General features: G+C 31.3%; 11 protein-coding genes. 10 read left to right on the forward strand and 1 reads right to left on the reverse strand.

From position 1 onward, the window contains the following. Window positions 1–245 precede the first annotated feature (245 nt). The 3 genes from Q0921_RS08690 (at window position 246) to Q0921_RS08700 (ending at window position 2820) form a co-directional block, all read left to right on the forward strand. Complete coding sequence (locus Q0921_RS08690; protein ID WP_299256137.1) at window positions 246–785, forward strand: RNA methyltransferase; 540 nt, start codon at window positions 246–248, stop codon at window positions 783–785. Window positions 786–875: 90 nt separating this feature from the next. Beyond that, complete coding sequence (locus Q0921_RS08695) at window positions 876–1430, forward strand: hypothetical protein (protein ID WP_299255926.1); 555 nt, start codon at window positions 876–878, stop codon at window positions 1428–1430. A gap of 76 nt (window positions 1431–1506) precedes the next feature. Then, complete coding sequence (locus Q0921_RS08700; RefSeq protein ID WP_299255927.1) at window positions 1507–2820, forward strand: dipeptidase; 1314 nt, start codon at window positions 1507–1509, stop codon at window positions 2818–2820. Window position 2821: 1 nt separating this feature from the next. On the opposite strand, the gene folK is transcribed toward Q0921_RS08700, so the two are convergent. Then, the gene (folK, locus tag Q0921_RS08705; protein WP_299255928.1) at window positions 2822–3949 is read right to left on the reverse strand and encodes a 2-amino-4-hydroxy-6-hydroxymethyldihydropteridine diphosphokinase; all 1128 of its coding nucleotides are present in this window, start codon (window positions 3947–3949) and stop codon (window positions 2822–2824) included. Window positions 3950–4073: 124 nt separating this feature from the next. Between folK and Q0921_RS08710 the strand changes: the two genes are divergently transcribed. The 7 genes from Q0921_RS08710 (at window position 4074) to Q0921_RS08740 (ending at window position 13366) form a co-directional block, all read left to right on the forward strand. Beyond that, a complete protein-coding gene (locus tag Q0921_RS08710; protein WP_299256138.1) occupies window positions 4074–4766 on the forward strand; it encodes a queuosine precursor transporter in 693 nt (230 codons plus the stop codon). A gap of 78 nt (window positions 4767–4844) precedes the next feature. After that, entirely contained in the window at window positions 4845–7475 is a 2631-nt protein-coding gene (locus Q0921_RS08715) for an AsmA family protein (RefSeq protein WP_299255929.1), read from the forward strand. 396 nt (window positions 7476–7871) lie between these two features. After that, complete coding sequence (locus tag Q0921_RS08720) at window positions 7872–9140, forward strand: hypothetical protein (RefSeq protein WP_299255930.1); 1269 nt, start codon at window positions 7872–7874, stop codon at window positions 9138–9140. A 32-nt stretch (window positions 9141–9172) separates the two neighbouring features. Beyond that, window positions 9173–9607: a hypothetical protein gene (locus Q0921_RS08725; protein WP_299255931.1), complete on the forward strand. Its 435-nt coding sequence runs from the start codon at window positions 9173–9175 to the stop codon at window positions 9605–9607. 284 nt (window positions 9608–9891) lie between these two features. Next, window positions 9892–11148, forward strand: a complete 1257-nt coding sequence (locus Q0921_RS08730; RefSeq protein ID WP_299255932.1) for a hypothetical protein — start codon at window positions 9892–9894, stop codon at window positions 11146–11148. A gap of 27 nt (window positions 11149–11175) precedes the next feature. Then, window positions 11176–11616 (forward strand): hypothetical protein, encoded by a 441-nt coding sequence (locus Q0921_RS08735; protein ID WP_299255933.1) that lies wholly within the window; start codon window positions 11176–11178, stop codon window positions 11614–11616. 475 nt (window positions 11617–12091) lie between these two features. Next, a complete protein-coding gene (locus Q0921_RS08740; RefSeq protein WP_299255934.1) occupies window positions 12092–13366 on the forward strand; it encodes a hypothetical protein in 1275 nt (424 codons plus the stop codon). Window positions 13367–13444: the final 78 nt, after the last annotated feature.

Below are 13444 nucleotides of genomic sequence, written 5' to 3' on the forward strand. Positions count from 1 at the left end.
TTGCTGCCAAAAGGATATGATTTTTGTGATGTGGCTAAAGTAAGTATTCTCCATTTTTTTTTGAAACGTAGCTAATAGGAGTTATTCATTTTTATTCACAATTTTTTATTAGAGTTGTTAGTTGACAGAAGTTAATGGTTAGTACTAAGTAAAATGTCATCCCAGCGTATGCTGGGATCCATTTTATCAACTAATTTTGGATTCTGACCTTCGTCAGAATGACAATAAATGATATTTTTGCGGTAATGGAAATGAACAGAAAACTAAAAAACAGTGAGCTTGATCGTAAAACGGTTACTGAATTTAAAGAAGCAAAAAAGACTCCTTTGATCATTATTCTAGATAATATCAGAAGTCTTAATAATATCGGATCCGTATTTAGAACTGCAGACGCTTTTTTAGTCAAAAAAATATATCTCTGCGGTATTACTGCGACTCCGCCGCATAAGGACATTCAGAAAACGGCACTTGGAGCAACGGACACGGTAGATTGGGAATATTGCCAAAACACATTAGATCTGGTTAATATACTTCAATCAAAAAACATAAAAATTTTATCTATTGAACAAGCTGAAAATGCTATTATGCTAAATAATTTCAATCCTAAATCTGACCAAACTTATGCTGTAATTTTTGGAAATGAAGTAAAAGGTGTTCAGCAAGAAGTAGTTTCTGCTAGTAACACTGTAATCGAAATACCCCAATACGGAAGCAAACACTCTTTAAATATTTCTGTCAGTGCAGGTGTTGTAATCTGGGATTTGTTTTCTAAAATCAAATCGTGAAACATTTTTCATACACTTATTTAAACTTGATAAACATAATCAACGCAACCTTTCTCCTGATCTTTACTCTTTTAATAAAAAGGGAATATTATGAAAAAGAATTTTAAAACGTTTATCAAGCTATATATGTCTTTTATTTTACTATCAGTAATAAGCTATAGTTGTTGCCCAGAGCAAATTTTTCAAATACGAAGTTTTGAAAGCTTAACTCTCTTTGAACTAAACAGCCAATCCCCTCAAGGTTCTGCAACTATAATAACTGATGAGTTTGTTCTAGATGCAATATTTAGCCCAAGCAACTCTACGGCGGCTAATATTAATTTTAATCTTATCACTTCTGCCTATGCTACATCCTGTGATAATGACACCTTTTTAAACCGGTTAAATGAAGAAACCCTAATTGTAAGTCTAGACAAAGACTTTATATACAACGGTAACACGATCACCGCCAATTCTAATTTAGCTGAAATAACAGAAATAGCACATAATATTAATTTCTTATACGATATTGTATCAGTTAATTTTTTAAATGAATTTTTAGATAAATCGCAATTTGAAAATCAAGAATATACATTTACTTTATCCATTGAAACTACAGACGGTTTACAGTTTGAAAAACAAATCTCAACAACCATAGAACTATAAACAGAGTATCAGGAATAGGGTATTCAGATTTTGTTTTGTAAGTTTAAGGCTAACTAACTCAATCACTGTTTTCAAAATGAAATACATCTCTATAACACTAGTCATTTGTTTAACTTTAATAGGTTGTAATCAAAAAAAAGAAACTCCTATAAAAGAAAAAGCTATGACAGAGGATCAATTGATTGCAAAGGCGAAAGAAATACATAAAAACGTTATTACGCTAGATACTCATTGTGACATTAATATCAAAAACTTTACAGATTCCATAAATTACACACAAGATTTAAACTCTCAGATTACCTTACCTAAAATGAACAAAGGCGGATTAAATGTTGCCTGGTTTATCGTATATACAGGACAAGATTCACTGAACACAGAAGGGTTTGATAAAGCGCATAAGATTGCTTTGTCCAAATTTGATGCAATTCACAGACTAGTAGATACTATTGCACCAAATCAAATAGAATTAGCATTAACTTCTGAAGACGTTCGTAGAATTCATAAATCTGGCAAAAAGGTAGCTATGATTGGTATTGAAAACGGCTATCCAGTGGGAACTGACATCAATAATGTAAAAAAGTTTTATGATCTAGGAGGAAGATATATGTCATTATCGCACAATGGACATAGTCAACTCTGTGATTCTAACACTGGCGAAGCTGATGATGTATGGTTACACAATGGATTAAGTGATCTTGGAAAAGAAGTTGTTTCTGAAATGAATAAATGGGGTATTATGATTGATGTATCGCACCCATCTAAGGAATCAATGCGCCAGATGATTGCGCTTTCTAAAGCACCTATTATTGCTTCTCACTCTTCTGCAAGAGCATTATGTGATCATAGTAGAAATCTAGATGACGAACAATTACAATGGTTAAAAGAAAATGGAGGTGTTGTACAAACAGTTGCTTTTACTTCATATCTAAACACAGAAAAATTCGAAAAGAGAGTTGTTAGAGAAGTAGAAATTGGAAAACAAATTGCAGATTCTATGGGAGTTACTTGGCTAGAGCGAGAGGAAGTAATGGATCTTAGTTCTGAAGAAAAAGAAACCTACTACGACTTTTTAGGAAAAATGGCTGCAGTAAGACGAGCAAAGGTTAAAAAAATGAACGACTTACCTCCTGCTGTTGATGTGGTAGATTTTGTAAATCATATCGATTATATGGTTGATAAAATTGGTATTGAACATGTGGGTATTAGCTCTGATTTTGATGGCGGCGGTGGAATCGAAGGTTGGAGTGATGCTTCAGAAACTTTTAACGTAACCTTAGAATTGGTAAAACGCGGATACACAGAAACTCAGATAGAAAAACTTTGGAGTGGTAATTTACTTCGGGTTTTAGATGAAGTTCAAAAAGTAGCCAGTGAATTACAAAAAGAGTAGTTTACTTTATCAATTGGTTTAAAATCCAAGTATAATCATTTCGATTTACAATAAAGTCTTTGTCGGATATATCAATGACTTTTACATTAAAATCTGATTGTGCTTTTATAAACTGTAGATATCCTTTATTAATTTTATTTAGGTATTCTGCAGGAATTTTTTGTTCATAATCACGTCCTCGTTTTCTTATATTTTCTAGTAAGCGCTCTGTATTTTGATATAAATAAACATACAATCCTGGTTTCGGTAAATCTCTGTACATAATATCAAAAACCTTTTTGTAAAGCTTATATTCATCTTCCTGTAATGTTACTTGGGCAAAAATCAATGATTTAAACACATCGTAGTCACTAACTACAAAATCCTTGAACAGATCTAATTGACCGATATCATCCTGTAATCGCTGATAACGATCCGCTAAAAACGACATTTCTAACGGAAAAGCATATCGTTCCATATCTTCATAAAACTTAGGCAAAAAAGGATTGTCCGCAAAACGTTCTAACACCAACTTAGCATTAAACTCTTCTGCTATCAAATGCGCTAAACTTGTTTTACCCGCTCCAATATTACCTTCAATAGTAAGATATTGAAAAGTAGATAAGGAATATTTCTGTTTAGGGTTTAGAATAACTTTATTTAGTTTGGTTACCACTGATATGTCCGTAGTTTTTTCCAATAACTGATCTACAGTTTGATGTAATATCGGATGCTCCTCTTCTCTAGCTATTTCCGCAAGCGGTTCTAAAACAAACTTCCGATCTTGCATAGACGGATGGGGTACGGTTAGCTTTTCGGTTTGAATGATTCCTTCAGAAGAAAAAACAACATCTAGATCGATAGTTCTTGCTTCATATCCTTCACCATCTTTTCTATCTCTTCCTAAAGAATTTTCGATTTCCAAAAGCATATCCAACACTTCTGAAGTAGAATAAAAAGTCTTCACTAGAATACAAGCGTTATAAAAATCATCACTACTAAACCCCCAAGCCGGTGTTTGATAAACACTAGAAATCACAACTACATCACCAATAGTTTCATAAATTGCTTGTAAAGCTTCCTGAAGATAATTGAGACGATTTCCTATATTACTTCCTAACGAAATATGTATGCAATTTGATGTTTTCAAAGATGGAAATTTATTTTCTGATCAGAACTCCGTATTTTTAAAGACAAATTAAGGAAAACAAAACCACTTCACCTTATTTTTCTGTGAAGTATTATCAACTAAATATATTTTGAATAAAACTCCACTGAATCTTAAAGACAAAATAACAGCATACAGGATTTATCTGATACTTGGAGCTCTATTTATTTCCTCATTAGTAGCATCTAATCTTATTTTTCAGAAATTTTTTTACTGGGATTTTTTCGGAGTATATACTTTCGAAATTTCAGTAGGAATTTTACCATATCCTATTACTTTTTTAATCACAGATATTATCAGTGAAATTTATGGAAAAAGAAAAGCCAATCAAATTGTTACTGCTGGTATTTTTGCATCATTTTTCTCTTTATTAATAGTTTATGTTTCTAAAGAAGTTCCTGCCACTGTCTGGTCACCTATCAATGATGAAACATTTACCAAAGTTTTTGGTGCAACCGCGGTTGCTGTTTTTGCCTCCATGATGGCGTATCTTTTTGCACAATATATTGATATCCAAATTTTCCATTTTTGGAAAAGAGTAACCAAAGGAAAGCACCTATGGATCAGAAATAACTTTTCTACTTTTGCTTCTCAGTTTATAGACACATTTACTGTATTACTGTTATTATGTGTTACTGAAGTTATTGATTGGGATCGTTTTGGTATCCTATTACTTAATGGGTTTTTATTCAAAGTATTGGTTGCTGCTTTTGATACCCCCTTTCTTTATTTAGCTGTGTATGTATTAAGAAAAAGATTTAAACTAAAACAAGGAGGTGAATTAAATCTTGAATATTAAAAAAATCTAACAAATAGTTAACTCTAGAATCGCAACATCGTACCTTTGTAAACCGTTACTTCACATAAAAGCATCAAAATGATCAAAAAAGCCCTTAAAATCTTCGGAATTCTTGTTGTTCTGTTAATTATAGTAATCATTTCAGTACCTCTCTTATTTGGAGGAACGATAAAAGACAAAATACGGTATTTGGCAAATGAGCATGTAAATGCTAAAGTTGATTTTGCTGATGTAGATATTAGTTTGATTAGGAGCTTTCCAAAGGCTTCTGTTATTATTGACGAGCTTTCAATAATTAATTTCGCTCCTTTTGAAGGTGATACATTGGCTTATGCCAAAAAAATATCTCTAGACATGTCTATAGGCGAATTATTCAAAGGTGCTGAGGAACCTATTAGTATTCAGAAATTTATAATTGACGAAGCCAATATTGGGATCAAGACAGACTCATTAGAAAATTCTAATTTTGACATTGCGAAAAAACCCAAAGAAACAGAAGTAGTTACTGAAGAGAAAGGTGGTTCTTTCACCTTTGAGCTAGATCATTATGAAATAAATAATAGTAAACTTTTATACCAGAATGACATAAGTAAGATCGCTTTACTTATGACCAATGTAAATCATAGCGGTGATGGGTCTTTATCTGGAGAAAACATCATACTAGACACACAATCGAGTTCTGAAGTTTCTTTTAGCTTGGACAACACCAAATACCTTAACAAAAATGCACTGAAACTTGAAGCTGAATTGGAACTAGATCTCGAAAACCAGCGATACGAATTCAAAGAAAATAAGGCTTTTGTAAATCAACTCCCTCTGGAATTTGAAGGATTTGTGCAGCTTTTTGAAAAATACACAGATATAAATCTTAGTTTTAAAACTCCCTCATCTGATTTTAAAAATTTCTTAGCCGTTATTCCTGAAGTATATGCAAAAAATCTAGACGGTGTTCAAACCACTGGAGATTTCTCCGTAAATGGAATTATTAAGGGAAAAGTCGATGACGTATATATCCCAAAAATGGATATTAAAATTGCATCACACAATGCTTCTTTTAAATATCCTGATTTACCAAAAAGTGTTCAGAATATTAACATAGACACGCAAATCAAAAACGATACTGGTTTAGCTGATGACATGTATATAGATATTGGAAACCTTACCTTTAAAATTGATCAAGATACTTTTGCGGCTAAAGGTAGTTTGCGCAATATTACAACAAACATGGTTGTAGATATGGCGGTTAATGGAACATTGAACCTTGCTAATTTAGACAAAGCATATCCTTTAGAATTAGAACAACAACTTAATGGAATACTTAAAGCAAATGTCAATACAAAATTTGATATGCAATCTTTAGAAAAAGAACAATATCAAAATGTAAAAAGTGCTGGTATGATTAGCTTGGATAAATTCACCTATGCATCTCCAGAATTACCTAGTGAAATAAAAATTGAAAAAGCCAATGTGAGTTTTAAACCAGAAACTATCACATTAGATAAAATGGAAGTTACCACTGGAAAATCAGATCTTACTGCTCAAGGAACAATAAATAACTTAATGGGGTTTTTATTTTCTAAACAAGATTTAAAAGGAAATTTTGATGTTAGTTCTCAAGTTTTTGCTGTAAATGATTTTATGGCGAGTGGAGACGAAACAACCGAAGAACAGACGAATGATAAAGGCAAAGAGGATGCCCTTCAAATTCCATCTTTTATTGATGCAACATTGAATTTTGATGCAAAAAAAGTGATTTATGACAATTTAGAACTAAAGAACACAAAAGGAAGTGTAAAAATAAATGATGAGACTGCCTATTTACAAAATGTGACATCTAATCTATTTGATGGAGGGCTGGCATTTAATGGTAAGGTGTCTACAAAATCAGGAACTCCAAATTTTGGAATGAATTTAGATTTGAGCAAGATTGATATTGCTAAATCATTTTCTAGTCTAGAGTTACTACAAGGACTAGCTCCTATTGCCAAAGCCTTAACAGGTGCGTTAACAACACAAATTAAGTTAAATGGTAATCTTACTAATGATTTAACACCTGTTCTAAATTCTCTAAAAGGTAATGCTCTTGCAGAAATACTAAACGCTAAAGTAAGTACATCTCAGACACCGTTGTTATCTAAACTAGATGGAAAACTAGAGTTTTTAAACCTTGATAAACTGAATTTAAAAGATATTAAAACATCACTAAGTTTTGATGATGGCAAAATTAATGTAAAACCTTTTGAATTTGATATAGAAGGAATCAAAATAACTGCTGGAGGTAGTCATAGTTTTGATATGAATATGGATTACAATGTTTCATTAGATGTACCAGCAAAATATTTGGGCGACGAAGTAGGTGGACTAATTTCACAACTTAATAATCAAGAGGCGAATGAAATGAAAGTTGCACTGCCCATCGGTATATCAGGCAACTTTTCTAACCCAAAAATAAATCTTAATACCGGGCAAGCTGTTAAACAACTAACGCAACAAATCATAAGCAAACAAAAAGAAAAAGCAACCGGAAAGATAGTGAATGAGGGAACCAAAGTACTTACAGATTTATTAGGAGGTTCTAAAAAAGATAAAGACTCAACTAAAACAACTACTGATAAGCCTGAAGACAAATTAAAAGACGCTGCTAAAGATATTTTTGGAGGCTTTCTTGGTAAGAAAAAGAAAAAAGACACTACCAAAACCAAGAACTAAACCTAGTTACATATTATGGATTAGTGATTTTTTGTTATTTTATAATTTTTAGATAGATTTCTAAAATCTATCTAAAAATTATGATCACAGCAAAGTTCTGCTAGTAATAAGTTTTTTTTAACCTGATTTCTTATTACATTAGTGCTGGGAAAACTCGAAAAAAGTATTGGATTTTAATTGGATTCGAAAACGAATATTAACCATTTAAAATCAAAACATTAAAACTTCACAAACAACATTCAATGTTTTTTGCAATTATTTCATCAAAGAAATAGCAACCTCAACACAATAAATTTATTAAAATTGGATTAACTATTTAATAAAGTTAGACGCAATAGGCAGGACACTTATAGTTATAATTTTATTCCCAAAAAATAAAACCCCCTTAAAACAGTTATGAAATCAACTATTTTATCCCTAACAATACTGATGTTTTTTCCATCGATACTATTATCCCAAAATACAATTATCGATGATTCCATGAAATGGATCAATGGATGGGCTAATTTCGACCCGAATCATGAGGCATATCCGCAATCAGATGAAGACATTCCTACTATAATTGATCAAGATACACACTTAACAAATGATTCGGTATATTTTCTATCTGGAAGTGTATATGTAACTAATGGCGCCACACTGTCTATACAAGAGGGAACGATTATTCGCTGTAATACCAAAACCCAAACAAGCCTTGTAATCAGTAAAGGAGCTAAACTAATAGCCAGAGGTTTAAAAGAACAGCCTATTATATTCACCTCTAATAAGTCGCCAAAAGCAAGAAAAAGCGGTGATTGGGGTGGGATTATAATAGCAGGGTCAGGAATCATTAATTCTCCATCCAAAGCTGGTGTTATTGAAGGTGATTTTCTCCCACAGTACTCTCTCTATGGTGGTGATGATGCAGATGAGATGACTGCAATTATGACCTATGTGCGAATTGAGTATGCAGGAAAGAAAATCAATCAATCAAAAGAATTAAATGGACTGTCCCTATACGCTTTAGGAAAAAAATCAATTCTTAACAATATCATGATTAGTCATTCTGCTGATGATTCTTTTGAATTTTTTGGTGGTACTGTAAACATGAACAATCTGATTTCATATAAAGCTAAAGATGATGACTATGATTTTACTTTAGGCTATCAAGGTGAGCTATATAATATCATAGCGATTAGACATCCCTATATTTCCGACATTAGCGGTTCTTATGCAATAGAAATAGATGGTTATGATAAAAAATTAGGTATGACATCTCTAGAACTATCTAATGTGGACATAAAAGATGCTACCTTAATCAATTTATCAGACAGTAGTAATTATCAACATACAGGAGCTGCAATTTCTTCTAAAAATTTAGCTAAGCTACATGTCACGGACTCCAGAATATCTGGTTTTGCCAATGTAGCAAAATTCGATAGATCCTATACTTCTTATACTAATTTAGAAACATCTTTTTCTTTAGAAAATAGTATTTTCAATGTACATGATACTAATATATTAGTGCCCTTAGAACCAATAAATGAAGCACAAAGACTTCTTAAATACAATATGTTCACAACACAGTTTAGAAACGTATCTGATTTCTTTGAAAACCCATTAGACGCTAAAAACCCAAAATTTACGTTAAAACAAGCACGTGATACATACACGGTGATGCAATAAAATTAACTTTTACCTTAATTAATACCTTTATAATGAAATCAATTACCCTATTTTTAGCTCTTTTTTTAACCGCTACAGGCTTTGCTCAATCTAAAAAGAATATCTTTTTTGATCAAAGTACTTTAATTACTAAATTTCATACTATTGATGAATTAGAAGATTTAAAAAAAGGAGAACTTGTTAAATTATACATAGAACGAGCAAACGAAATTATTACTGTACTACCCTATATCGCGCTTACTAATGAAGCAGGTGTAAGTCTTTCTGATATTGGAATTAAGGAAAACTCTGACAACCTAAAACTCTTAAATAAACATCACGAAACAACTACAGATGCATTTGAGAGTACTGATAATTTAATAACCGAGTTTATACCTTATGCAGATACAGAAAAAATAGTATGGTCTATTCTCTACTACGAAGAAATGATTAAAAAAATCCGAATAGGGGTGAATGGGAATTTCTAAAACTCGCATTAATGAATTCATAAAAACAGCCACATGTGGCTGTTTTTTTTTGCTATTACATAAGCTTATCTCCTTAAAAAAAACCAACTCAAACACAAATAAAGAGTAACTTCTTGTACTCTACTAATATTTCAACTTTTACAAAAAAAATGTTAATAAGTCATTTTTCATGTAATCTTCATCCTATTTCACCGAACTAAATAGAACACTAACAAACAAATTTTGATTTTTTGAATGAATAGCCCAATGTGGTTTAACAAAGTGGGAGACTAAAAAATGAAGTTATGAAAAAAAGAGAACTGTTAAGCATATTTTTATTTGTTACAATTTCAATTTCGGGATTATCCCAAAATGATTTTAATCCTAATAATATGAAGTGGACCAGAGATTGGACCAATTTCGAACCAAACAAAACTAATTATCTTATCCACGATAAAGAATTACCCGAAATTATAGACAAGGACACTTATCTAAGAAGTGATATTGTTTATCTTTTATCTGGAGACGTGTATGTAACTAACAATGCTACATTGACAATACAAGAGGGAACTCTTATAAAAGCAGATACAGAAAAGTCTACAAATCTAATTATTACTAAGGGAGCTAAGTTAATTGCTGATGGCAGCAAGGCACTGCCAATTGTATTTACATCTAACAAATCCCGAAACTCTAGAAAAAGTGGTGATTGGGGTGGAATTACTATTATAGGATCAGGTAAAGCAAACACTATAGAAGGAGAAGGTACTATAAAAGGAAAATTCAATCCATTATACAGTATATTTGGCGGTAATAATATTGAGGAGGAAACTACAATTTTAAGATATGTTAGAATTGAATATGCAGGAAAATCTACAAATGGGCTTTCTTTATACTCGCTAGGGAATCAGTCTATAGTAGAAAACATTATGGTAAGCTATTCTGCAGATGATTCCTTTGAATGGCATGGAGGAGCATCTAAAGCTAAAAATCTTATTTCTTTTAAATCTAATGATGATGATTTTGACTTCACACAAGGATATAGAGGTGAGCTTATAAACATTCTTGCCATTAAACATCCTTATATCACAAGCAACAATGGATCCTATGCAATAGAAGTAGACGGGTATAACAAAAACTTAGGATTTAAGAATTCTAAAACACTTTCTAGTATTGATATCACAGGCGCAACACTGATCACTTTAGTGAATGAAAATAATTATCATCATTCCAGAGCAGCAATATCCATAAACAACCTTGGTGAATTATATTTAAATGACTCGAATATATCCGGATTTTCTGATGTAGTTAAATTAGATAAATCTTTCTCAACTCTTAAAATGATAGAAACGGCTTTTAAACTTGATAACAGTTTTTTTAATGTACATAGTGAAGGTGTTATTACTCATCATAATATAACCGGTGATACATTTAACCTACTTAAATACAACCGATTTACTAAAGCTTTTCAACAACCTCAAGAGATTTTCAGCAACCCTTTGGACAAAGGCAATCCAGATTTTACACTAAAAAATTCATTAAACAACTATATGGTAGTTCAATAAATTATACTTCCATTAAAAACTAATATAATGAAAAAATTCATTACTTTATTTCTATTAATACTTGCAATTAATAGCACAAGCGGACAAACAAAGAGAAAGGGAGTTTTTTTTGATAACAACAAACTGATTAACAGATTTCATACTATAGATGAATTACAAGATCTTAATAAAGGAGCATTAATAGAACTATATCTAGAACGTGCTAGAGAAATTTTTGTAGTTCTACCTTATTTATCCTTAACCAATAAACCAGGTATCAGTCTTAGTGATGTAGGTATTAAGGAAGATTCTGATAAAATTAAAATAGTAGAAAAAAATAATGAAATAGCGGATAGGGCATTTGTTTATACAACAAACACTATAAAGGAACTGATTCCTTACTCTGATACAGATAAAATCGTCTGGGCAGTATTGTATTTTGAAGAAATGATTAAAAAGATGCGATTAGGTAAAGAAGGAAACATTTAAATCTTCATTTTAACAACTAATAATTAAAAAAATAAAATCGACTAAATACACAAAAAACTGTTGTACAACTCTCTTTCTTCGCGTTTTCTGATTTTTTAAAGACGAAATTTTTACAAAAAACATTGAAACTTCTAATAAAACCAAAAAAAATAAAAAACACAAATAACTGATATACAGATTATTAAAAAAATGTGTTTTTTTAATATAAAAAAAATTAAAGGCTAAATATATTTTTGTTTATACTTTTAGTGAAATAGATAAACAATTAATAAATTACTGATAATCAGTAACATAAATTCACGTCAAGTAGGAATTATACTCTTAAAGTTTTATTAATTTATTTAAAAAAAACGACAAACGTACATATTTTACGGAAAACACGTAACCTACTCTTCCAAAAGTACCTTAACTTAGTGATCCTAAAATAAGAAGAAAGAATTTTCTTCTAAATTTATAACCCCAAAACAAAACTTTTATGAAACTAAGATGCGCCTTGACTACTTGTATCCTACTTATTTTTACTGTTCTAAATTCATATGCACAAGATTTTAATGGAAACGGTAGTAAATGGATAAAAGGCTGGACCAACTTTACTCCTAATGTTACAAATTATCCCGAAGCGGATGAAAAACTACCTAATATAATAGTAGAAGACACTTATTTAAGTAATGATACAGTGTATTTACTTTCTGGAGATGTATATGTTACCAGTAATGCCATACTAACAATTCAGGAAGGAACTATAATTAGAGGTGATCATGAAAATCCAGCAAATCTTATTATTGCGCGAGGGTCTAAATTGATTGCTGTTGGATCAGAAGCCTACCCTATTGTTTTCACATCTAATAAAGCTCCTAAATCAAGAGCAAGTGGAGATTGGGGTGGAATAATAATAGCTGGTTCTGGGAAAGTAAACTCAGTATCTGGTAATGGTGTTATCAAAGGAAATTTCAACCCTCAGTATTCTGTATACGGAGGAAGTAATCAAGATGAACAAACTGCAGTTTTAAGATATGTCCGAATAGAATTTCCAGGTAATAAATCAAAAAGAATAGAAAACTCTAATGGATTATCTCTATTTGGAATAGGTACAGCCTCAATAATAGATCATATTATGGTTAGTTACTCAGGTCAGGATTCATTTAATTGGACAGGAGGAAATAATAATATGAGAAATATGCTTTCATACAAAGCGGAAGATGATGATTTTCAAATTTGTGAAGGTTTTAAAGGAGATCTGGATTATTTAATGGCTATACGTCATCCATATATTAATAGCCCAAAAGGATCGTATGCAATAGAAATTGACGGTTATAATAAAAGCTCAGGATATTTGAAACCAAACGCTATTACAGACGTAACGATTACTAATTCTACTTTTGTAAATCTTTCTAACAATTCCAATTACATACATACATCTTCAGCTATTTCGGCAACCAACTCGGCTCTCGTGTATTTACACAACTCCAAAATATCTGGTTTTTTAAATGTGGTAAAATTCGATGATTCTTATACATCTCTAGCAGTTCTTGAAAGAGCTTTTAAAATGGATAATAGTTTTTTTAATATTCACGGAGAAGGTGTAGAAGTTAGCTATAAACCAAATAATGGTGTAATGAACGTTTTAAAGTATAATAGGTTCACTAAAGATTTTGTAAGCGTAGATAAGCTTTTTGAAGACCCTACAAGTAAAATAGCCCCAAAATTTCAGCTTAAGAAAGCAATGAACAATTATATGGTAATGCAATAAGCACTGCCTTCTTTTAATAATAAAACAACAATACTTTTTTTTGTCCCGGATGCCCTAAATCCATCAAATGAATTTTAA

Source organism: uncultured Aquimarina sp. (assembly GCF_947496855.1).
In the GTDB taxonomy this organism is placed as follows: domain Bacteria; phylum Bacteroidota; class Bacteroidia; order Flavobacteriales; family Flavobacteriaceae; genus Aquimarina.

Coding starts and splice junctions, on each gene's coding strand:
- Q0921_RS08720 (WP_299255930.1), top strand. CDS start 7,872: ATGAAATCAACTATTTTATCCCTAACAATACTGATGTTTTTTCCATCG.
- Q0921_RS08695 (WP_299255926.1), top strand. CDS start 876: ATGAAAAAGAATTTTAAAACGTTTATCAAGCTATATATGTCTTTTATT.
- Q0921_RS08715 (WP_299255929.1), top strand. CDS start 4,845: ATGATCAAAAAAGCCCTTAAAATCTTCGGAATTCTTGTTGTTCTGTTA.
- Q0921_RS08735 (WP_299255933.1), top strand. CDS start 11,176: ATGAAAAAATTCATTACTTTATTTCTATTAATACTTGCAATTAATAGC.
- Q0921_RS08730 (WP_299255932.1), top strand. CDS start 9,892: ATGAAAAAAAGAGAACTGTTAAGCATATTTTTATTTGTTACAATTTCA.
- Q0921_RS08725 (WP_299255931.1), top strand. CDS start 9,173: ATGAAATCAATTACCCTATTTTTAGCTCTTTTTTTAACCGCTACAGGC.
- Q0921_RS08690 (WP_299256137.1), top strand. CDS start 246: ATGGAAATGAACAGAAAACTAAAAAACAGTGAGCTTGATCGTAAAACG.
- Q0921_RS08740 (WP_299255934.1), top strand. CDS start 12,092: ATGAAACTAAGATGCGCCTTGACTACTTGTATCCTACTTATTTTTACT.
- Q0921_RS08700 (WP_299255927.1), top strand. CDS start 1,507: ATGAAATACATCTCTATAACACTAGTCATTTGTTTAACTTTAATAGGT.